At 40.3% G+C, this 22,938-nt stretch carries 18 protein-coding genes and 1 pseudogene; 11 read left to right on the top strand and 8 right to left on the bottom strand.

What is annotated here, in order from left to right:
• Positions 1 to 68: 68 nt before the first annotated feature.
• The 3 genes and pseudogenes from H6G83_RS06185 to H6G83_RS06175 form a co-directional block, all read left to right on the top strand.
• Positions 69 to 674 carry a DUF3038 domain-containing protein gene (locus H6G83_RS06185; protein WP_190468537.1) on the top strand — a complete coding sequence of 202 codons (606 nt, stop codon included), beginning with the start codon at positions 69 to 71 and terminating at the stop codon, positions 672 to 674.
• Between the two features lie 24 nt (positions 675 to 698).
• Entirely contained in the window at positions 699 to 2,282 is a 1,584-nt protein-coding gene (locus H6G83_RS06180) for a DUF4335 domain-containing protein (RefSeq protein WP_190468535.1), read from the top strand.
• A gap of 490 nt (positions 2,283 to 2,772) precedes the next feature.
• Positions 2,773 to 2,895 (top strand): annotated as a pseudogene (locus H6G83_RS06175) (YiaA/YiaB family inner membrane protein); the annotation flags it as partial.
• 12 nt (positions 2,896 to 2,907) lie between these two features.
• Here H6G83_RS06175 and H6G83_RS06170 read toward each other — a convergent pair.
• The 4 genes from H6G83_RS06170 to H6G83_RS06155 all read right to left on the bottom strand — a co-directional run bounded on the left by H6G83_RS06170 (position 2,908) and on the right by H6G83_RS06155 (position 5,457).
• On the bottom strand, positions 2,908 to 4,122 hold the full coding sequence (locus H6G83_RS06170) for an RNA-guided endonuclease InsQ/TnpB family protein (protein WP_190468533.1): 1,215 nt from the start codon (positions 4,120 to 4,122) through the stop codon (positions 2,908 to 2,910).
• Positions 4,123 to 4,360: 238 nt separating this feature from the next.
• A complete protein-coding gene (locus tag H6G83_RS06165) occupies positions 4,361 to 4,822 on the bottom strand; it encodes a ferredoxin (RefSeq protein ID WP_190468530.1) in 462 nt (153 codons plus the stop codon).
• A complete protein-coding gene (locus tag H6G83_RS06160) occupies positions 4,822 to 5,208 on the bottom strand; it encodes a DUF1257 domain-containing protein (protein ID WP_190468528.1) in 387 nt (128 codons plus the stop codon). Before H6G83_RS06160 ends, H6G83_RS06165 begins: the two co-directional genes overlap by 1 nt.
• Before the next feature lie 39 nt (positions 5,209 to 5,247).
• Positions 5,248 to 5,457 (bottom strand): DUF2997 domain-containing protein, encoded by a 210-nt coding sequence (locus H6G83_RS06155; protein ID WP_190468526.1) that lies wholly within the window; start codon positions 5,455 to 5,457, stop codon positions 5,248 to 5,250.
• Positions 5,458 to 6,338: 881 nt separating this feature from the next.
• Between H6G83_RS06155 and H6G83_RS06150 the strand changes: the two genes are divergently transcribed.
• Entirely contained in the window at positions 6,339 to 8,390 is a 2,052-nt protein-coding gene (locus H6G83_RS06150) for a hypothetical protein (protein ID WP_190468522.1), read from the top strand.
• An 82-nt stretch (positions 8,391 to 8,472) separates the two neighbouring features.
• On the opposite strand, the gene H6G83_RS06145 is transcribed toward H6G83_RS06150, so the two are convergent.
• Together H6G83_RS06145 and H6G83_RS06140 are read right to left on the bottom strand one after the other, a co-directional pair.
• Positions 8,473 to 8,673: an alpha/beta fold hydrolase gene (locus H6G83_RS06145; RefSeq protein ID WP_190468520.1), complete on the bottom strand. Its 201-nt coding sequence runs from the start codon at positions 8,671 to 8,673 to the stop codon at positions 8,473 to 8,475.
• Positions 8,674 to 8,939: 266 nt separating this feature from the next.
• On the bottom strand, positions 8,940 to 9,926 hold the full coding sequence (locus tag H6G83_RS06140) for an alpha/beta hydrolase family protein (RefSeq protein WP_190468518.1): 987 nt from the start codon (positions 9,924 to 9,926) through the stop codon (positions 8,940 to 8,942).
• A 199-nt stretch (positions 9,927 to 10,125) separates the two neighbouring features.
• Between H6G83_RS06140 and H6G83_RS06135 the strand changes: the two genes are divergently transcribed.
• The 6 genes from H6G83_RS06135 to H6G83_RS06110 all read left to right on the top strand — a co-directional run bounded on the left by H6G83_RS06135 (position 10,126) and on the right by H6G83_RS06110 (position 19,041).
• A complete protein-coding gene (locus tag H6G83_RS06135) occupies positions 10,126 to 10,509 on the top strand; it encodes a hypothetical protein (protein ID WP_190468515.1) in 384 nt (127 codons plus the stop codon).
• 377 nt (positions 10,510 to 10,886) lie between these two features.
• Positions 10,887 to 12,683 carry a WD40 repeat domain-containing protein gene (locus tag H6G83_RS06130; protein WP_242044440.1) on the top strand — a complete coding sequence of 599 codons (1,797 nt, stop codon included), beginning with the start codon at positions 10,887 to 10,889 and terminating at the stop codon, positions 12,681 to 12,683.
• A gap of 246 nt (positions 12,684 to 12,929) precedes the next feature.
• Positions 12,930 to 15,734, top strand: a complete 2,805-nt coding sequence (locus tag H6G83_RS06125) for an ATP-binding protein (protein ID WP_242044438.1) — start codon at positions 12,930 to 12,932, stop codon at positions 15,732 to 15,734.
• A gap of 168 nt (positions 15,735 to 15,902) precedes the next feature.
• Positions 15,903 to 17,117: a hybrid sensor histidine kinase/response regulator gene (locus tag H6G83_RS06120; protein WP_190468512.1), complete on the top strand. Its 1,215-nt coding sequence runs from the start codon at positions 15,903 to 15,905 to the stop codon at positions 17,115 to 17,117.
• A 265-nt stretch (positions 17,118 to 17,382) separates the two neighbouring features.
• Positions 17,383 to 17,619, top strand: a complete 237-nt coding sequence (locus H6G83_RS06115; RefSeq protein ID WP_190468510.1) for a hypothetical protein — start codon at positions 17,383 to 17,385, stop codon at positions 17,617 to 17,619.
• A 111-nt stretch (positions 17,620 to 17,730) separates the two neighbouring features.
• A complete protein-coding gene (locus H6G83_RS06110) occupies positions 17,731 to 19,041 on the top strand; it encodes a hybrid sensor histidine kinase/response regulator (protein WP_190468507.1) in 1,311 nt (436 codons plus the stop codon).
• A gap of 287 nt (positions 19,042 to 19,328) precedes the next feature.
• On the opposite strand, the gene H6G83_RS06105 is transcribed toward H6G83_RS06110, so the two are convergent.
• Positions 19,329 to 20,891 carry an NAD(P)H-quinone oxidoreductase subunit N gene (locus H6G83_RS06105; protein ID WP_190468504.1) on the bottom strand — a complete coding sequence of 521 codons (1,563 nt, stop codon included), beginning with the start codon at positions 20,889 to 20,891 and terminating at the stop codon, positions 19,329 to 19,331.
• Between the two features lie 257 nt (positions 20,892 to 21,148).
• Between H6G83_RS06105 and H6G83_RS06100 the strand changes: the two genes are divergently transcribed.
• The gene (locus H6G83_RS06100; protein WP_190468502.1) at positions 21,149 to 21,322 is read left to right on the top strand and encodes a hypothetical protein; all 174 of its coding nucleotides are present in this window, start codon (positions 21,149 to 21,151) and stop codon (positions 21,320 to 21,322) included.
• 762 nt (positions 21,323 to 22,084) lie between these two features.
• Here the strand turns inward: H6G83_RS06100 and H6G83_RS06095 are convergent.
• Positions 22,085 to 22,738: a response regulator gene (locus tag H6G83_RS06095; protein ID WP_190468499.1), complete on the bottom strand. Its 654-nt coding sequence runs from the start codon at positions 22,736 to 22,738 to the stop codon at positions 22,085 to 22,087.
• Positions 22,739 to 22,938 lie beyond the last annotated feature (200 nt).

The following is a 22,938-nucleotide window of genomic DNA, read 5'->3' as shown; positions in this document are numbered from 1 at the left end:
AACTCTATTGATCAAGAGTCTGGTTTCAAAATGGGTAACAGCAACAGCCCCTACCAGCCTGATCACCTATGCTAAAAGTTATGCAAACGGCCGCTGATTCAGCTACTCCCAATGCTCAATGGGAGGATTTAATTAAACTGCCAACTCCAAACGTAGTTGAGTGGGACAACATCAAAACTCAGTTAGACTTGGTGCTGTTGGCTCTGGAAACCCTGACTGGAATCGGTTCGGAAGCTATGCTTTCGGCTGCGGCTAATCTCAATTTGGAGTCGAAAGTTCCAGACCGCGTGGCTTTGTGGCGCTTGCGTCAGTCCAATCCCCTACGCAAAGGGCAAGGAGGGCGGAAAAAGCTGGATGTGGAAGAAGCGCGATCGCTTGTTCTCATCATCTGCTACCTTGCCCAACAGCACCAAGAGTTAATCCGTCGGGCCGTAGGTTTACTAGAACAAATGGCGGGAAAAAATCGGGAACCTCATCAGGCTGCTTTACTTGGAGATTACATAGATGCTTTCTGCAACACCTACCAAGAGCGGATGGAAGAGGACGAGCAAATCTCGACGGATTTATTAACTCACCTAGCGCTAAAACTGCTTGTAGATTTGCTGTTTTATAGCGCACCTGGTGGACACCGCCGTCTGTGGCTAGCACTCATCGACCGTTCCGCAAAACCTTGAAAACATCTTCTTGCTGTTCCTGCCATGCCTCTATCTAATTCTGTCATTCGTCGCTACACACCCCCTACTTGTACGCTAGAAGTATTGGCGCAAAGCTCCCCATTGTCCCGTTGGATGGGTAAACCTGTACTGCGACAGTTAACGTTTGAATTGCGCTTTGATGATCCACAATTGCCAGAAGAAAACAGAATACCCATTCGTGGCGATCGCGATCAACTAGAAGCATTATGCGATGCCGTCACTACCTATGTACAGCAATTTATCCAACAGCCACCACAAAGCTTTTGGCTGAACTTCTCAACAGTCCAAGATTCAACTAAAGTATCTACCCAAGATTTCACAGACTCTCATCAAGCTGCACTCTTACCTAAAACATCAAAACCTTTTACACCCCAACTATTAGGCACAAGCATCTACATAGAAAGCGGCAACAATTTAACACACAATCTTTATCTCGGTTCCTTAGCAAATCCGGCATCTGGGCCTGTTGTTCAACTAAGTCTGCTGCAACTGTTCGATTTAGCAACAGCTTTAGACGAATACTCAACAGATGTCCTGGCCTTACCAGCCCTAAATAATACCAGTTCTGTAGCGCGATTGCCGACTTGGGCCCCTGTTGCTGCTGTATTTTTAGTAGCTTTAGGTTTAACGCCCTTAACTTTACAATATGCTAATAACGTTAGGCAACAAGAGCAACAGATAGCAAAAACAAATAGTCCCAGCGATAATCAAATTGCCCTACAACCAGCACCCACATCCAACTTCCCTGCACCTCAAGCTGAATTAACCCCTTCAAATAATTCATCACCCTTACCTTTAGGTTCGACTCCGCCATTACCACCTACTGGCTTACCTACAATTCCCCTCACTCCCAGCACTCTCACGGCTAAATCTCCCACCACCACAAATCCTACTTTCAACTCAAAACAGGCGCTGAATCAACCTCAAATCCAAATTCCATCTCTACCTGGCAATTCATCAATTACTATCCCTGGACAACCAAGCTTCACCCAACCCCAATCTACACAATCAATTAACACACAGGGAATTAGTCTCAAGCGGAATTTACCACCGAGATTGTCGGCTTCTACAAGCATCGCCCCATCTACTGTTACACCAGTACCGCCTCCATTAGCCACAGTTCCCAGTCCCATACCTCAAATCTCATCTACAACAACTCAAGCAACGCGAGGCGGAGTCAATTCTTCAGCCACTACCCCCACACAATCGCCCGTTACTAACCCATTCATAGACAAATTAGGGGACGAACCTCAACCCACCTCAACTACCGCCGCAGCCTCTACAAACAACACAGACACATTATTTGATACACCCCAGGTAGCAGAAGCTAGAGATTATCTGCAAAAGCGCTGGCAACCACCCACAGGATTTTCACAAACTTTAGAGTATAGTCTCCTACTAGGGGTTGATGGCTCAATAGAGCGTATATTACCTTTAGGTAAAGCAGCTAGAGATAATATTGACCTAGCTGGGATGCCTGCTATTGGTGAACCCTTTGTTTCTGCCAATCGTTCTGGTCAAATGATGCGGATTCGAGTGCTTCTCAGTCCAGATGGTAAAGTACAAACTTTCCCTGAATCTGAATAAATATAGCAGGGGACAGGTTACAGGTTACAGGTTACAGTCTTGAAACCCTGTTCTTATAAGCATTTTATGCTTAGTTGGTGTCCTAACGTATCAGGGGATTGCTATAAATGGTCATTAGTGATTAGTAGGGCGTTGCACTGCCCACCACTCCCTGATCCTGATTGAGAAGGCACAAGCTATCAACGCGATTAACTGTATGAAGCAGTGAATGCCACTTGTAAAACTGGTACATTTTTCGTGCCAGTTTTTACTTGATTTCACACAACTGCGATGAACATCTCCCTCTCCTCGAAAACGAGGGAGGAGCAAAGTAATTATAAGCCTCTTTCCTTGCTGGAGAAAGGTCTTGTTAAATATAGAAATCAAGTTAATTTAATTACTTGTAAATGAGCTTTTTGAGTCCAGTCGATAAAGTGGTTCTGCTTTTGATACTAGTGAGTCTAGTAATTAATATAATCACAGCTAAGTTACATTATCAAAAGTGGAAAATATGCAAACGATTGGCCCTCAAAAAGATAGTACAGCTTGGGTTATTCAAACATGGGCTGCTTTTATACTGTCTGTTTCTATGACCAGTTTTGGAATTGTGAATTTACCTGTCGATAACTGGTTGACACTCCCCCGTTTATAAAACGGGGGATTCTTGGGTCAGTGGGGAGCTATTGCTTAACCCCTCGCCAAGCATCTTGACCGTATGCCCTACGGCTGCAAGTCCACGCTGCATTACCACCATAGCGGCAGCAACGTCGCGGTCTGTTTCAAATCCACATTCATGACAACGATGCACTCGCTCAGACAGGTCTTTCTTGCCTGTGTGGTGGTTGCAGTTGGGGCAGGTTTGGCTAGTACCGTTAGGATTAACCTTTGCAAAATAAACCCCACGCTTCCAACACACCCATTCTAAAATTGAGAGAAATTCACCAAAGCCAGCATCTAAGGTGTGTTTTGAAAACATTCCCTGAGCCATTGCTTTGAAGTTCAAGTCTTCAGCAAATATCATTCCACCTTGGTCACATAAATGATGTGCCAATTTGAAATGAAAGTCTTTACGAGTGTTGTGAATGTGTTCATGTAGTCGAGACACCTTCTGTTGAGCTTTGCGCCAGTTATTTGACCTTAATCTCTTGTGGCTAACTCTTTGTTGCAGCAATCTCAGCTTGCGTTGGAGATCAACAAAAAATTTTGGTATAGCGATTTGCTCACCAGTAGAGGTGGCTAAAAAACTTTTTAGTCCCAAGTCGATACCAACTGGTTGACCGTGTGGCGCAAAACTTGGAACATCAACATCCGCTTGCAGTGTCAGCATTACATACCATCCTGAAGCTTTCTTCACCACTTGGGCTTGTTTCGCAACAAACCCATCTGGGATAGGTCGGGATAATTGCATTTTCACCCATCCGATACCAGGAAGTTTGACCCTGCTACCTTGAATTGGATTAACGCCCAATTGAGGGAATAGCAAAGAACGCATTCTTCCTTGTTTCTTGAATCGGGGGAAACCTCTCCCAGACTCCCACATTCCAATAAACGCTTTTTCTAATCGCCTCAACACTTGTTGTAACATCTGAGAATGTGCTGCATTGAGATCAAGGCTAGTTTTTCTAGCTTGAGTTAAAGCCTTACATTGAGATGCGAATGTTGGTCGTGGTGCGTCAGCAGGAATGATGTACTCGCTCTTGATACTGCAAGCGTCAATTCTGCACGACCTTGAGTTATACCAATCCTTCCGTTCGGCTAACGCAAAATTCCAAACTCTACGAGATGTTTCTAACCATGCGTCGTAGGTTTGGGATTGCTGCTGATTTAGTTTTAGGCGATAGGTATAAGTTAGGTTTAGCATATACCTATTATATCTTAAAAACGAGCAAACTGTTTTTAAAGCCGAATAAATTCGGCACATTTGCTTATATCCCCCGCATGAATGACGCTTTCTTTACGCATCACGATTCGTAAAGGCTTTAGCCTTTTCTTTAGGGCTAAAGGACTAAAGTCCTGACGACAAACTTTAAATTATAAATCGCCAAAATAAAAGGACTGATTAAACCAGCCCTTTTATTTTATGTATAGATTTTTTTATCTTAATAACGGGATTTTTTATTTTTCGCTTTTTGTTTTCTCCGCCGCCGTTCGGTAGTCGCCACTGCATGGTCTACTGGGTAGCCAACAACAGGAATTACCTGGAATTTGCGCTCATCTTCTAAATTTTTCAGTTCGGTGTAATCAACCCAATGAATGCAATCAACCGGACAGGTGTCAATTGCTTCTTGAATAACTTCTTCCGCGTCCCCATCTTGACGAATTACACGCGATCGCCCATAATCAGGCTCAATGTAGAAAGTGTTACGCGCCACATGAGCGCAGTGTTTGCAACCAATACAGGTGATTTCATCAACGTAAACACCCTTTTGGCGCAACATCCCACCCAATTCTGGTTCAAAACCCGAACGCTCTGGAGCCTCCCGTAAAAAGCCCCCTAATTCTGGCTCAAAACCCGAACGATTTTCTTCTTGTTCTTCCGGCGACGGCAGAAAATCAGCCATTACGCACTCCAGCGTTGTACAACTAAGCGGATGGAACCATCTTCATTTTTTTGCTGTTCTGTGACTTGAAAGCCTACGCGAGTGGTTTCTTTCACAACTGTTTGGTAAGCATAACGCTGAGTTACTTGGCGTAAAAAACCGTCTACGGAGAGATTTTGCTGCCAATATTGTAAGTCAGCTACTAATTCGTACTCTTTGCCATTCCATCTAAAGCCGATGTCATAGCCATTTTCCTGCTCAATAGTAATTTCGGCAGGATGGGTTTGACCGCGATAGCCGCGTACTTCTCTTGGCCCTGGTTTCCAGTCTATGCCCAGTTCGGTGAGCGCATCTTGTAAAGATTCGAGGTTACGGATCTGAGTCTTAATTTGGCTAAAGTGTGACATGGTGGTTGTAAATCAACGACAATAAACTTTTGTGAATACTTACCAATCGCTGTAAGTCGCTTGCGTATTTGCCACAATAGATTGCTGCACCTGCGTGGCGAAGAACTCCGAGGTTGGCTCATGAGTGAGTACGAGTCCTAGCTGCGCCTCTATTGCTGCTGTAACCTCAGCGCAGGAAGCACCCACAATGCCAGTGACTTTTTCTTGTACCCGACCGTCTGGATAGATGATAAACTCTAATGTCTCCATACTCTTGGCCAACCACGATAAGTACGTTTGTATTTTACTGCCTGAGCAGTAAGCTATATGTATAGCTCCGGGAACATTGTTACTTAGACACAAACTTGCCATTTTTTAACTAATGTTCCATCTCTCAAAATAAATATCTCAGAAAATTTACAAAAATTATTATTTTTATAAGCCAATACATCCGTCATTAGTTAGTCTCTCTTAACCTAATCGATAAGTCAAGGTGAATCTGGTGCTAATAATTTTGGGCGGAAAAGCTTGAGAAATAAGTACTAGCGGTAGTATAGCTAGCTGTAGTGGCGGTAAAAATAGGCATTTTATCGAAAAATTTTATCATTATCATCAGATTTGACTTATTATCGCCAGAAAAATATGGCTTTTCTCAGCTAGTCCTGGTAAAGGGGGTGGAGAGAGGTGGATAGTGGGGGATAGATTGGAGGGGAAAGAGAAGTAGCGCAGAGTAAGATACTATTTTTGACTGCAACTTAGTCAGGACTTACGCACCAAGGTTATCTGTTGAGACAGGGTGTAGGGGGGTAAGGGTGTAAGGGTTTTAAAGATTTATACCCCTATACCCCTATACCCTTGCCCAAACCCTTGATTTTTCGTTTTTATGCGTAAGTCCTATTAGTATAAGTACGGGCGGGTTTAACGAACATATCTGTTTTTACAATGAATTACTCAATGAACCCGCCCCTACAACTGTTCACTGTTGACTGTTAAATATCTACTTCATCATCAGTTTAATTTTCTCATTAAAATCGTGAATTTCAGCTATACAAAGTTTACTGATATAGCTTTAGCTGATATTGTGATATCTAGTTTATACAAATACATTATTACTATCTGAAAACAAATTTAATATATCCAGCTTCAAAGCTATGAAAAATAATGCTGTAGGTTCCTTTGCTGGTGCGATCGCACCAATATTCGCTTCTAAAAAATTTGCCCTTATCTTTATCTGTGTTTTCTCAATCATTCTAATTTTATACTGTCTTACAGCCAATCCGATTAGAGAAGGCGATGGCTATGAGTACGCTTTAATTCTGCAAAGTTTCTTCAATCATTTCAGCCCAGATATTAGAGAAGGTGATATCATCAGTCTAATCAAAATTGTGGAAACTCAACCTAGTACCTACGATGTGAAAGTTTTGCAAGGAACGCTGGAAGCCTTAAAGAATGGCGAAAATGAGATTTATTTAGGTATTCTCAAATCTAGTCGAGGGGAGTATTTTGGTTATCATTTCTGGCTATATCCGTTAATTAACCTCCCGGCTAAAGCATTTCTGGCTATTTTGGGGCTGAATGAACTGAAAGCGTTTCAATTAACCAACGGATGTTTGATTAGTTTGACTTTGGGTTATGTTTTGCTGTTTTGCAGACAATCTCCTTTAGTGCGGTGGGCGATCGCATTATTATACTTAGCTGGGTGTGTGTTCTTTTACCTGCAATGGCCTCACCCAGAAGTTTTTATCGCTGCATCTATTTTAATATCTGGATGCGCCTTTATTGACCGACGGATTTATATTGCGGCGATCGCTGCGACTTTAGCTACTTTACAAAATCCATCGGTAGTTTTTCTTTTGGCATCAATTCTAGTATTTTTCATAGTAAAAAATTTCCAATCAAATATTCTCAAACAACCCTTAGAATTTATTAAACAGCATATTTGGTTGGGTTTGATAGCGGCTGTATCACTTTTTCCCTATGGTTTTTACTATTATCACTACCAAATACCAAATTTGATTGCCAAAAGAGGTTTTGTTGACCCTAGTTTAATTAGTTGGCAACGGTTTGTTTCGACAATATTTGATTGGAATCAGGGGCTAATTGTTGGTTTTCCCGGCTTAATGATTGGTGTATTGATTATTGCCATATATCGTTTAATTCTGGTTATAGTGCAAAAGAACCGCCCAATATTTAACCAGAATGACATATTTTTAGTAGCATTTTTCTTAATGCTCCAGCCAACTTTGAGCCAAACAAACTGGAATCATGGACAGGAAATATTCAGCCGTTATGCTTTTTGGTCAGCAATGGCTTTAATTGTGTGGGTAGCAGCAAATATTCAAGATTTAAAAGGTTTACTTAAATATTTACTGCTACCTTTGATGTTAGTTTTACAGATTTTCCCTAATGAACTTTTCTTCCGGCAACCTTGGAATGGGCATTATTTAAAAATGAAACCTCCAGCAGCGTGGATTTTATCAAACTTCCCGACTTGGTACAATCCAGAACCGGAAATTTTTGCAGAACGTACTAGAGAATATGAGCGATTTGGTGAGGCGATCGCACCTAATCAAATAGACTCACCTTTTATTTATTTAGATAAGCATGGAAACATTAGAAAAATCCTAATTTATCAAGATTTTTTCAAACAAACAGAAGAACGTCTTTGTGGTGTCAACGGAAAATTAATTAGTAGCAACGCCCAAGAACCTATAGAAAAACAATTAGCCAGTATCTCGTTTAATCGTCAAGGTTGGGGCTATCTCAATGGGAATTTTCGATGTGCTACACCCTTAAGTATAACTTTTGCAGATGATGGTAATTTTCGCAATTTTACTGGTAAAGGTTGGGGAAAATTAGAAGGTAATGGCAGTTTGATGAGAACGCCGGAAGCTATGTTAGTTTTACCTGTTGATACTAGGAAATTAAATGATGTAAAGCTGTTAATTAAAATCGATAATCTGTCATTAAATCAAAGTTTGTCAACTGATTTGGAGTTAATTGTTAATAAACAACCTGTTACTCAATGGACTTTAAATACAACAAATCAGATGACTGAATATGAAGCAGTAATTCCTGCAAAAATACTGCGTTCTAATTCTCCAGTATCTGTAAGTTTCCGTATTGTCGGTGCATCGAAGAAACCTGATAAGTCTCTCAAACTCAAAGTTTACTCTGTGAAAATAGATTCACAAGGTTTGTAATTTGTAGGCCGATGCACTGCCCACCGTATCATGATTTTGGTGGGCAGTGCATCGGCCTACTACGAACTACTTAATTACCAAATCAACAGCCAACCAAAAATTTATAAATAGCCTGATAAGTTTCCTCTGGTGCTTCTTCAGGTAAAAAATGACCACAAGGTAGCGACTGACCGCGCACATCAATGGCACGTTCTCGCCAAATTTCCAACACATTATATTTGCGTCCAATAATTCCTTTCTCACCCCACAAAACTAATACTGGACATGGAATTTTTTGTTTCATACTGGCAACTGCTATAACTAGTAATATCATGTCCGCTTAATCACTTATCATATCTTCGGGGTTGGTAATTGGTAATTGGTAATTGCTAATGGTAGAAAACAATTACCTATTAGCTATTACCCATTACCGACCAAAACAACCATATTATAAGTAATTAGCCGAACTTGATATAACTCACATTTTTTATTAAGGGACTCACAGATAAAAAATATCCACAATGTAGGGTCGTGTTAATCTATCAGATGACTGCTATGAGTTAAAACTCATCACTTACTCTCAAAAGATTTTATCAAAGGATTTGGCTCGGTTATGAATTGCTCCAGCTTTTGCAATGCTTCTGGTTGATGGCGCACATGAGCATCAATAAATAAGTTGATAGTTGTGGCTAGCAATAAGCGAAAATTCTCTTGGGGTTGTGTGGCAGGAAAGTCTTTAAAGGGTGCAGCTAAGGTTGAATCAACTGTATCAGCTATGGAATAGTGATTTGCCCCCTCTAAAATTAGCAAATAGCTGTTGTCTTGTCCTCCAGTAATTCCTTCTTGAAAGGTACGAATGACTGGGGTAATGGAATCTTTTGTTGTTAAACCGAAATGATGACTACTGTTGGCAATTACTCCATCACAGGTTCCACCAATTATCAAGCGGGGGCGGTTGTCGGATAGGGGCAAGATAGTATTAGGTTCATAACCTAACATAGTGGCTCCGCCTGTATGTGAGCCATAAGCAAATGAGGCTACAACTTGAGGGAAAAATTTGGGGGTGGCGTTTTCTATTGCCACTCTACCACCTTCTGAGTGTCCACCTAAAATGATGTTTTGCAGGTCAAGTGTGCTAGCTAATATACCTTCGGTTTGTAACTGTTCGAGTGTGGCTAGTATTGCAGGTAAGGCTAAGGCTGTGGGAGCAGTACCATAAAATTCCCGTTTGCGCTTTTCGATATTAAAGCCAGGGGTGAAACTAATTAGTCCGGGAAGACTTTCGCCAACCCAGTTAAACATAACTACAACTAGTCCAGTTTGAGCTAGTTCTACACCCAGCCATTGATATTGTTGAGCATCGCAGTTAAAGCCATTGAAGAAAATCACTACTGGGAAAGGAGCTTTTGTTGTGTCAACAGGTAGCATTCCCCAGTTTTTTGTGAAGTCACTCTCTGTATTTTGTGCAGGGTAGAGAATTTTAATGTGGATATTGTCGTATGGAGATTTGGCACTCTCTACTTTTGCGGCGGTGAGAAAAGCTTTGACGGTTTGCATAGTTTTTAGTCATTGGTCATTAGTCATTGGTCATTAGTCATTAGTCCATAGTCAACAGTCTATAGGTTTTTCTCTACTCCCTCATCCCCCTTATCCCCCTCATCCCCCAGTCCCAGAGTAATTATGCCTAACCCAAATGTAGGAGAGCTTTTTTGCAGTAGTTATGCCACTCTAATAAGTAATTCATCTTAGGTGAGTTATGGGTAAGCGATCGCAAAAATATTTAGATCCATCTGAGGATATTAGAGTAGCTACCACTACAAAAATTTGGGGGTTTACGGTTGGTATGCTTGCTATTTGTATACCTTTGTCGGCTGTGACTCGAAGCGGCCCCGTGATTCCTTTAGCTGCTCTAGGAGGAGCAACGGCTAGCACTTTGGCTATATGGCGCTCTGATGAAAAAAAATCAAAACAACCGTATTTATCCGGTCAAGAAATAGAACTATTAGAACAAAGAATTGCTAATTTAGAAACTATCGTTAGTAGTGATGACTCTTATTTACATCAAAAAATTCAACGCTTAGAGTCTGATGTGACTGCTGATGTACGCAATCAGGTTACTACACCAGACAACAAAGCTTAACATTAACCATATATCATAAATTACAAACTGCAAGTATAGCCTTGATTGACTCCGAACTCAGCTTAACCTAAAGCTATTGTTTTGTTAACAGTTAACAGCCTACACCAAAGTATCAACCGTCTTTGATGTCGAACAGCTGATAACTGTTCTAGAGCAACAGTATCTCTTGGTTAAGATTAGTTAGAATTGATGGACTTCAGAGAAATTCTTCCTATCTCAGTCACATCAAGCAATCAAGGCTACAAATCCTCTTGATTTGGAAAATCTCTGCGAATTTTGTCTGTGATTGTGTTCTATTAGACTGCGAAGATTACGGAATTTTTAATTAACTAGAAGTTATAAACTTGATTAATTGCATTGGTATAACTACCTTAAGTATGCAAAATTGTGCCACAGGAATGCAGATGGATTGGATTAGCTTACTCAAAGCTCAACAAGCTGACTTCCTTCTCCGTGTGAAAAAACCCAAGACTTACGATCTGTCTTTGCTGGAAAGTCAAGTTAAAGGGTGTCACAGCGAAATTATGGCATTTTGGGGGGAGCCATTTGCCAAAATTATGGAAGTTTCTCGCCGACAAGCCGAAATCCTCGCTAAAAATCCTCCTCCCATCCCCCCTGAGTATCCTGAACCGCCAGACTGGACAATTCCTTTTCCTATTTATTTCCAGCAGCAAGCAGAAGATTATTTCTTGCGAGAGCAAATTGTCGATCGCATCATTACTGAACGTTTGGGTAAGTTACTGAAAAAGTTACCCCAAGATACAGTTAAAAACATGGTACTAGATGATGAGGGCAATTTGCGCGGTGAAAGTAAGTTTACTTATTTGTTAGCGGATAACCCGAAAGTTACGGTGCAAGTTTATGTAGCGGATGGGGAAAGTTTTAACGGTATTAAGAAAGATAAAATTAAGTGGTCAGTTACTCAAGAAGAATTAAAAAGTCACCAAGTATTAATTTTTCTGTGTTTGTTTTATCCATCTACAGGTAAACTTGGTTATGAAAAACAAGCTGTGATTGCTGGCTTTTTACCTACTTGTGAAATTGCCCTAACTGAACCAAAACTATATTTTACTCCCAGTCATTTATTATATGCAGGCGGATTAAGTTGGTATTTGGCATCACTAACGGCAAAAAAACAGGCACAACTAGATTTTCTCCCAGTAGTGGTTGAAAGAACAATCCCGGAAACTATTCAAACTGTACCCTCAGAACACCCCCGTAAAGAAATTATCGGTGATTGGGAATGTTGGCAAACATTAAGAGGACACACCAGGGGAATTAATTGTTTATCTTTTAGTTCTAGGTGTGAAAATGGCTTACCCATGTTAGCTAGTGGGAGTCGGGGAGAGACAAAATTATGGGATTTAAGTCAAGGTGAATTAATTGATACTTTATCAGAATATCCTTGGAATGTATCGGGAATAGTAGATGAAATCAATTCTCTAGCTTTTAGTGCCGATGGGCAAATGTTGGTAAGTGGCGGTGCAGACTCCACTATTAAAATTTGGCATACAGGCGCAATAGATTTAATTGATATTCTGCATAAGCATAATGGGGTGGTGCGCTGTGTGGCTTTCACTCCCGATGGACAAATGCTGGCGACTGGTGGCGATGACAGAAGAATTTTGTTTTGGGATTTGATGCACCGTCAAGTTAAAGCTATCTTGTCTTTAGATGATACAGCTGCACATTCGCTAGTTTTGAGCAGAGATGGACAAACTTTAGTTACAGGTAGTTATCGCAAAATCAAAGTTTGGCAAACTTCTGATTCTTGGGTGGGGAAAAATCTCAAGGATGCACAGCCATCGCATACCCTAACAGGTCATGCACATATTGTGCGTTCTCTGGTAATGAGTAAAGATGGGCAATTGCTGATTAGTGGTAGTTGGGATCAGACGATTAAAATTTGGCATTTGGCGACGGGGAAATTAATTCGTACACTTAAGGGACATACTGATAAAGTATATGCGATCGCCTTAAGTCCCGATGAACAAATTATCGCTAGTGGTAGCGCTGATCAAACCATCAAATTGTGGCATTTAGAAACCGGAGAATTATTAGCTACCTTTACAGGACATACTGATATTGTCACCGCACTAACTTTTACAACTTCCGGTGAAATGCTAGTCAGTGGTAGTTTGGATAAGACAATTAAAATTTGGCAAAGGAGTTAAATCAGTTGACAGTTGACAGTTGACAGTTGACAGTTATCAGTTATCAGTTGACAGTTATCAGTTATCAGTTATCAGTTGACAGTTGACAGTTGACATTAATTATTCTCCCCCCTTTCCCTATTTCCCCTTTCCCTTTCCCCCTTCCCCTTTCCCCTTTCCCTCTTCCCCTTTCCCCTTTCCCCTTTCCCTACAAAGAATGAATCACCTTGTGATATTGCAGCTCAAGATTGGGCAAAATAATGGCTAATGATTGCCTCTAAGCCTTCTTTGCTGCTGCAAGTTAATAGTATGATTCATTCTCCTGTCCAAACTGCTCAAAAGTTATCTTTACGCCTAATTTTAATAGTTCCCTTTGTGCTGCAAATTTTCACCGCAGTCAGTCTTGTAGGCTATCTGTCTTTCAGAAATGGACAGAAGGCGGTGAATGAACTAGCTGATCAGTTAATGATGAAGGTGAATGGGCTGGTTGATCAACATCTGGACAGTTATTTAGCATCTCCTCATCAGATTAATCAAATTAATGTGGATGCTAAACAGCTAGAAATGCTAAACCTGAAGGATTTTCAACTGACAGGACGTTATTTCTGGCGGCAAATGCAGGTATTTGATGTTGGTTACATTAGTTTTGCTAATCCCCAAGGAGAGTTTATTGGCGTTGAACGGTTAAACAACGGTAGCCTATTAATTAATGAAGTGTCCCAAAACAAGGGTATTGGCAAACTTTACGTTTATGAAACTAATGATAAAGGCGATCGCCAAACATTAACAGCCGTGAAAATCTACGATCCGCGTGTAGAAGGTTGGTACAAAGACGCGGTGAGGTTACGTAAACCAGCTTGGAGTCAAATTTATCAATGGGAAGATAAACCCGAAATTTTATCTATATCTGCAAATTATCCCATCAATGATAGTAGTAATAAATTTGTTGGTGTGATGAGTGTTGATTTAATTATAACACAAATTAGCAGATTTTTAGCTAATTTAAAAGTAGGTCAAACAGGACAAGTATTTATTCTAGAGCGTTCTGGATTAATCGTAGCATCTTCAACTCGTGATGCTCCATACGATGTGATTAATGGAAAAGCACGCAGACTTTCAGCACTCCAAAGCAAAAATTATTTAATTCAACAAACTGCTAGTTATCTTCAGCAAAAGTTCGGTAAATTTGAAAATATCAAGGATTATCAACAAGCTGTACTATATTTGCAAGATGAAAAGTATTTTGTCCAAGTAAAACCTTGGAATGATCAATTAGGTTTAGATTGGTTAATAGTTGTGACTGTGCCTGAAAGTGATTTTATGGCACAAATTAATACTAATAATCGCACAACTATTATACTTTGCGTGGGGGCGCTGATCTTATCCACAGCAATGGGTGTATATACTTCTCGTTGGATTGTCCACCCTATTTTACAATTAACTCAAGCCAGTAGTGCGATCGCCTCTGGCAACCTTGACCAAAAAGTGACAATTTCTCAATTAAAAGAACTGAGTATTCTCTCTACATCTTTTAATAAAATGGCTGGACAATTACGTGATTCTTTTACAGCTTTAGCACAGACTAATCAAGAATTAGAAAAAAGAGTTGCAGAACGAACAGCCGAAATTACAGCCGCTAAAGAAGCTGCTGATGCAGCTAACCGTGCTAAAAGTGAATTTTTAGCTAATATGAGCCATGAATTACGCACACCACTAAATGGTATTCTTGGCTATGCTCAGATTCTCCAATTTGATGCTAATGCCACTGATGAGCAATTGGAAGGTTGTCAGATTATTTACGATTGTGGCTCTCATTTACTGACTTTAATTAATGATATTTTAGATATTGCCAAAATCGAAGCTAAGAAATTAGAACTGTCTCCTAAAGAATTTCATTTAGAACAACTACTTTTAGGCGTTGGTGATATCTTTCGTCTTAAAGCCGAGCAAAAACAAATTGCGTTTATCTATCATGCGGATCATCAGTTACCAACTGCTGTCCATGCTGATGAAAAACGCTTACGTCAAGTTTTAATTAATATTTTAGGTAATGCTATTAAGTTTACAAAATATGGTAAAGTCACTTTTACTGTGGAAGTCATTAGTAGCGAGGACACAATAATTCCTACTCAGCATCAACAGTTACCAGTCAGTAAAATCAGATTTAAAATTGAGGATACAGGTATCGGCATGACGACCGAACAGCTTAAAAAAATATTTTTGCCTTTTGAGCAAGTAGGAAATAATTCTCACAAATCAGAGGGTACAGGCTTAGGGTTAGCAATTAGTAGCCAAATTATAGAATTGATGGGTAGTGAGATTAAAGTTGAAAGCACCTATGAGCAGGGAACTAAGTTTTGGTTTGACTTAGAATTACCAATAGTTGATTCTGAGATATCACCTAAATCATCTAAGATCACAAAAAATATTATTGGTTATAAAGGTCAAATAAAAACTATTTTAATTGTTGATGATGTTTGGGAAAATCGTTCCGTTTTTACTAGTCTATTATCCCCAATAGGGTTTAAATTGATTGAAGCAAGTAACGGAGAAGAGGGGTTAGAACAGGCAAAACTTTGTCAGCCTGATCTAATTATCACCGATTTAGCAATGCCGGAAATCGATGGCTTCCAAATGACGAAAATTCTCCGTTCTCAAGCAGAGTTTCAAAATATAGTGATTATTGCTGCTTCTGCTAGTGTATCTAACTTTACCCGTCAACAGAGTCAAGCAGCAGGCTGTAACGATTTTCTATCAAAGCCTATCGATGCTGAGGAATTATTTGATATATTACAAAGTCATCTATTTTTAAAATGGATTTATTCTCCTGATGAGCCTTCAACAAGTATGTATCTAGACACAGAGGAAATTATATTTCCCCCTAGTAAAGAATTATTAAATCTATATCAAGCGGCTAAAGCAGGTTATGTTACAGGTATTCAAGAGGAAATTAACAGAATTAGGGAATTAGATGAAAAATATACCGAGTTTTCTGATAAAGTTGCCGAATTAATTGCCGAGTTTGAGGATGAGGCGATCGTAGAGATGATTCAACCTTATATATCTTGTTAACTTTACTTTATCAGGACTTACGCAACTAACACAATATTAGGGTGCGTCAAATGTGGAAAATTCTTGAATTTGTACGAAACTATTGGGGCTGACACACCCTACAGTTAGTTTGATTATAACTTAAATAAAAATGGTTCTGAAACTAAGATGTTTTAGCAGGATTATCAGATGAGCAGTCCCATAAATAACTCAATCCTAATTGTAGATGATATCCCAACTAACATCAAAGTTTTGTTTGACATTCTCAATCAAGCTGGTTTTCGAGTTACTGTAGCCAAAAATGGACAAAGTGCTTTAGCCAAAGCCAGAAAATCATTACCCAATTTAATTTTATTAGATGTAATGATGCCTGGTATTGATGGATTTGAAACTTGCCGTTATCTCAAAGCTGATGCAAAAACCAAAGATATTCCGATAATTTTCATGACGGCTCGGTCTGATACAGTTGATAAAGTCAAAGGTTTACAGCTAGGGGCAGTTGACTATATTACTAAACCGATTCAACATGAAGAAGTATTAGCAAGAATTAATGTCCACTTAGAATTAAGACGGATTCAGTTGAGGTTAGCACAAGAAGAAAAAATGTCTTCTCTGGGACAATTAGTGGCAGGAATTGCTCATGAAATTAATAATCCGGTTAATTTTATTTATGGAAATTTGATTCATGCTCAAAATAATATCATAGATTTATTAAATTTAATCAAGTTATACGAAAATTATACAGTTAATCCAATTCCAGAGATCCAAAAATTTTCTCAAGACATTGAATTAGAGTTTATTAAACAAGACTTACCAAATTTATTATCTTCCCTAATGATGGGGACTGAGCGGGTTGAAAAAATTGTGCGATCGCTCCGATTATTTTCCCGATTAGAAGATGCAGAATTTCAACTATTCAATATTCATGAAGGCATTGATAGCACCATCATCATTTTAAGTCACCGCCTCAAAGCTTCAGCCACAAACCCAGAAATTAATATTATCAAAGAGTATGGTGACATACCTTTGGTAGAGTGCTACGCTGGAAAATTGAATCAAGTATTCATGAATCTGCTGGCTAATGCCATCGATGCTTTAGAAGAGTCAGTAATTAACAAAAAAAGAGATAACGAACTGACAATTAAGATTCGCACAGCAGTGACAGATGATCAAAAATCGATATTAGTGGAAATTGCTGATAACGGGGTGGGTATTCCCCTAGATGTACAACAGACTATATTTGAGCAATTCTACACTACCAAACCTTTAGGAAAAGGTACAGGTTTGGGACTAGCGATCGCTCATGAGATTATTGTAGAAAAACATGGTGGTAGCCTAGAGGTAAAATCCACCCCAGGCGAAGGCGCACAATTTTTAATTACCATCCCCATTCAGCAAGTATAACAGGGGACAGGTGACAGGGTACAGGTGACAGCAAAGGGAAACTGCTGAATATAAGCCTCCCAAAGGGCGCGACTACACACTAGCAGCAAATAAAAGAGACACAACTATTCCCTATATTCTTCTTCCTGTCACCTGTCACCTGTCACCTGTCACCTGTGTTTCTTGAGAATGTTATAAGCATCTGAGTGCTGAGTGTTAAGTAATACCAATTTGAAAAAAGAATGCGACAGATATATGGGTAGGGGCGGGTTGATAAATACCTTTGATGATTAATGATGATCTTGGTAAACCCGCCCCTACTAACGAGAAAATCATTGTTTCATCCACACGCCAGTTCGCTCAAGTCGGGGAACCCGCCCACGCGACTGGCTCCCCTACACCCCTACACCCCTACACCCTTACACCCCAAACCAAGGTTTTTGGAACACCAATAAAAAACCTACACCTGTCAGCACTCCCCCATCCCTACCTTGCTCTACAACTTGATATTACTCGTTATTAATCCATATCCGTGGGGAAAACTTAATTAAGGGGTATCAGAGTGCTTTCTACTTTACTCAGAACTGAGTAATTAAAATCTTCCCCTTCCCGAAAATAAACAAATTTAAATCAAATGCCTAATACATCAGCTGAAAATAACTTTATTTTAGTTGTAGACGATACCATCACCAATCTCGAAATTATATCTGAATCATTGACCGACGAAGGTTTTGAAGTAGCTACAGCAATGGATGGACAAAAAGCACTTCAACAAATACAAACTAGATTACCAGATTTAATTTTGTTAGATGTGATGATGCCAGTAATGGACGGCTTTGTAACTTGTAAGCATTTGAAAAATCATCCAGAAACTAAAGATATTCCTGTAATCTTCATGACAGCCGTTGCTGACACAAACAGTAAGGTACAGGCGTTAAGTTTAGGTGCAGTTGATTACATCACCAAACCTTTCCATAAAGCAGAAGTATTAGCTCGTATATCTACACATTTACAACTAAGAAATTTAACCAAAAATTTAGAAAAAAGAGTGATTGAACGCACTGATGAACTTAACCAAGCATTACAAGACTTAAAAGAATCGCAACTCCAGCTTGTACAACAAGAAAAAATGTCTGTCCTTGGTCAATTAATGTCTGGTTTAGCTCATGAAATTAATAACCCAGTTAGTTGTCTTTATGGGAATTTAGGTCATACTCTGACCTACCTGCAAAACATGAGTCATCTCATTGACCTATATCAGCAACATTACCCTAATCCTGTACCAGAAATTCAAAATGAAATCAACGAAATAGATTTAGAGTACCTGCGTTCTGATTTACCTAATTTGATTTTTTCCATGAAAGAAGGTATACAGCGCATCCGAGATATTAGTAAGAGCCTGCGAATCTTTTCTAGAGCAGATACAGAAAACAAGATTCAGTTTAATATCCACGAAGGTCTTGATAGTACTATTTTAATTCTGAAACATCGATTAAAATCAGTGGGAAGTCGTGCTAATATTGAAATTAAAAAAGATTATGGTAATCTACCTTTAATTAACTGCTTTCCAGGGCAATTAAACCAAGTATTTATGAATATTTTAGCTAATGCTATCGATGCTTTGGATGAATCATTCAATAGTAATTATGCAGATGATACTCAAGCATTGATAACTCACATTCCCCAAATTATTATCCAAACAATGTTGAGTGAAGATAAAAGTCAAGCTGTAATTAAAATTAGAGATAATGGTCTGGGAATGTCTCAAGAAAATAAAGCCAGAATTTTTGATAGTTTGTTTACTACCAAACCTGTCGGTAAAGGTACAGGTTTAGGATTATCAATTTCTCAGCAAATCATTGTGCAAAAACACGGCGGTAAGCTGGAGGTAAATTCAGAACTAGGTAAAGGTGCAGAGTTTATTATTAATATTCCTGTTAAATAGTCTTGGTGTTAGGACTAAACTAACTGTAGGGTGCGTCAGCCCCAATAATTTCGTAAACATTCAAGGATTTTTCACATCTGACGCACCCTACCCTAAGTGCCAGTTGCGTATAGCAGGGGACAGGGGACAGGTGACAGGTGACAGGGTTGAAAGTCTTTGAAATGAGAGGTTTTAAGATTAGATCATGTCCTAATTTATCAGGCGACTGCTATAACTTCTGGGTGTTTTTAATTTATCCCCCGATTTTATGAAGAAATCGGGGGATAAAGTACAGATTGAGTTATAACTTACAAGCCTTCTGGTTTCTCAGGAGGAATAGCACTTACCTGAGTACTAACTACTTTTTCTGGCTGTAAGATGGCAGTATTAGTAACAGAATTGTTAGCCAAAGTGAAGAGTGGATTAGATAGAATTCCGGCGATGGAAGTAGCTATTAAGGTGACTACTAAACCCACTTGCAACGGTCTATATCCAGGTAAATTCCAACGAATTTCCGGGTAATTCTTGACTACCTCAGACATTTCTTGGGGTTCTTTGACTACCATCATCTTGACTACACGGATGTAGTAGTAGATGGAGACAACGCTGGTAACTAAGCCTAACAAGACCATCCAGTAAAGCCCAGCTTGCCAACCAGCCCAGAATAAGTAGATTTTGCCAAAGAAACCAGCTAGGGGAGGAATACCACCCAAGGAAAGCAGGGAGATACTCAAACCTAGTGTCAGGAGTGGGTCTTTTTGGTATAACCCAGAGTATTCGGCAATTTGGTCGGTTCCTGTCCGCAGGGAGAAGAGAATGATGCAGGTGAAACCGCACAGGTTCATGAATAGATAGACCAGTAGGTAGAATATCATGCTGGCATATCCGGCATCAGTACCAGCAATCAAGCCAATCATCACAAACCCGGCTTGGGCAATGGATGAATAAGCTAACATCCGTTTCATGCTGGTTTGGGCTAGGGCGACGACGTTACCCAAGACCATACTGAGAACAGCTAAGGCTGTGAACACAAACTTCCATTCCTCAGCAACGTAGGGGAAGACTGTAGTTAACAGACGAATAGCTAAAGCAAAGCCTGCTGCTTTGGAACCAACGGATAAAAAGGCAATGACTGGGGTAGGAGCGCCTTCATATACGTCTGGTGTCCATTGGTGGAAGGGTGCGGCGGAAATTTTAAAGCCAATACCCGCGATGACAAAAACCAGGGCAATGACTACACCCAAAGATTGACCAAGGTTAGCGGCGACGATGCCATCAGCGATCGCACTCAGTTGGGTTTGTCCACCTGACAGTCCGTATAAAAGTGACACGCCATACAGAAATACTGCTGTGCTGGAAGCTCCAATCAACAAGTATTTCAGCGCCGCCTCATTGGAACGGGGGTCACGCTTGGTATAACCTGTCAACAAATAAGAGGAAATACTCAGGGTTTCTAGGGAGATGAAAATCATTACCAACTCACTAGCACCGGAGAGAAACATCCCTCCCAAAGTCGCAGTTAACAAAATGGCGATGAACTCCGCTAAAGCAGTACCACTCTGTTCTACATAGCGGATGGACATCAGTATCGTGACGACGGCAGACAAGGCAATAATGCCGCGAAAGATAATACTGAGGTCATCACTATTGAAGCCACCAGTAAAAGCGATGGGGTTGACTGCATCCCATTGGAAATACAGGGCCACAACCGCCGACAGTAAACCGGCGATCGCCAGATATCCAATCCAGCGTGCGGATGTACGCCCCAAAATCAAATCAAAAATCAAAACCCCCATGAGGGTAATAATGACAATTCCCTCTGGCAAAATTGTTCCAGCATTTAACTGTGCTGCAAGATTAGCAAAATCCATGAGATATATAGGTTTTGGCGATTAGAAATCAAGGCTCACTTTAGTTCATTCTATCCATTGTCTTTGACCAAAGTTGCATTTATCTTTTTAGCTCTTAATTTATGGTCACTTTCAGCTCAAAACCGCTCACTAGTAGCTTGATGGCTTTTTGTGACGCATTGTCACTATACATACCATTAAATGATCCTATGCTGGAATGGTGGGGATTGGGGATTGGGGACTGGGGATTCTCACAAGTGTAGGTTTTTAATATAGCAGTGAGTAAGGACTATAAAACTAACGAGAGAATCATTGTTTCATCCACCCCTACACCCCTATACCCTTACACCCCAAACCAAGGTTTTTGGAACACCAATAAAAAACCTACACCTGTCAGGACTGGGGACTGGGGATTGGGTATCTCAAAAGTATTAGCCTACGGCAAAGCGTAGGCTAAGTGAAGTACCAACACTTCTGCAAGCAGTAAGTGTTGGCTTCCTGTCTCATTTGCCACTGCTCTGTTAGGAACATTGCAAAAACAATGTGCGTTACCGAAAACGCTCCGAGGCTTATGTAGCATCTGGAGGGGGAAACCCTCTTTATCTGGCAAGAGCCAGAACCCAGGCAGCCGCCCGCCTCCCGCAGGCAGTTTAATTGTTAATTCGAGAATTTACATGGAGTGTGCCTATGCGTCCCAGTGGCAAATTCCCTTCCCCCTTACTCACGCTCGTTGCCTCCGCTAGTAGAGACGCGATTAATCGCGTCTCTACAGGTGTTGTTTACAGCCGTGTGGGTGGGTCAATGACCATTTATATATTACCATAGATGTATCCATAGTAGTGATACGTCGTGAAGGAAAAATCTATCAGAATTAGGCTTTCTCAGAGAAGATACGATAAGCTTAAATTTTATGCAGAATCTAGAGAAAAAACAGTAACCCAGTTGGTTGAAGACTGGATTGATAGGTTGCCAAATACAAAGATTGGCGACTCCTCCTTGACCCCACTCCCTGATCAACCTATCGGTTGATAATGGTCGGAGGTCAACTCGTCGCCGCCCAAAAATTCATCTCGTCGCCTCCCGTTCCGGGTAGGCGATCTTGCTTTTTTTGTTCAAGCTAAGAAACAGGCGTGAATTTTCACTAAAAACGAATAGCGATCGCTATTATCAAATTTGTTATGTCAGTGATAAGCAATTACAATTTTCCTCGGCGGCTACTTAATTTTTTGCTTAATAAAAGTGACAACTTGAGCAAGCTGTTTCTTCAAACCTTCTATTTCTGCCTGCATTTTGGCAACTTTTTCATTCAGTGCTTGAATTTCCGCCGCCGTGGCTGCGTCTGTTTCCGCAGTTACGACTGTAGGAGGTGCAGCAACTGTGGGTGTAGCAACCGGAGGTGGAGCAATAGTTGCTACAACGCCACTTGTAGCAGCAGTGGCAACATTGCCATTCTTAGCAGCAGCACCGACTCCTACTAACTCTTGGCGCGGTAATTTAGCCTTAGTCATTGCTGACTTAATGGCGTTAATTAGCTGTTTCTGATCAAAAGGCTTACCGAGAAATTCAAAATACTCAAAAGGTTCGGGAATTTTTTCCGTCACCTCTTCCTTCCGCCCAGACATAATCACCAAGGGAATCTTCCTCAGTTCTGGATTAGCTTGAATTTGTTGAAATACCTCCCAACCGCTCAATTTGGGCAGTAGGAAATCCAACATAATCAAGCTCAGTTTTTCTTGCTTAATCAGATTGATCCCTTCCAAACCGTCCTTAGCTTCTAATACCTCAAAATTGCCAGGAGGCAACATTTCCCGTACTTTTACCCTGACTACGGTAGTGTCATCGATAACTAGAATCTTGTTACTTGCCACGACTGATTGCTCTAAAAGAATATTTAAGTTTTAATACCGGCTTTGCCGAATGACCGTGAGAATCCTCCCACTATACCCAACATTGGTATTGATTGGGGGATAGTATATTTCGGTATAAATTGGGGATTGGGTATTAGGGATTGGGGATTGGGATTGGGAAAGGGTTTATACTAAGTGTTTACCTCATTCTCCACCTTGCT

The sequence above is a fragment of the Anabaena azotica FACHB-119 genome (assembly GCF_014697625.1).
GTDB lineage: Bacteria > Cyanobacteriota > Cyanobacteriia > Cyanobacteriales > Nostocaceae > Trichormus > Trichormus azoticus_A.
The sequence above is the reverse complement of the archived record's forward strand: the minus strand, read 5'-3'. Positions and strand labels throughout refer to the sequence as shown.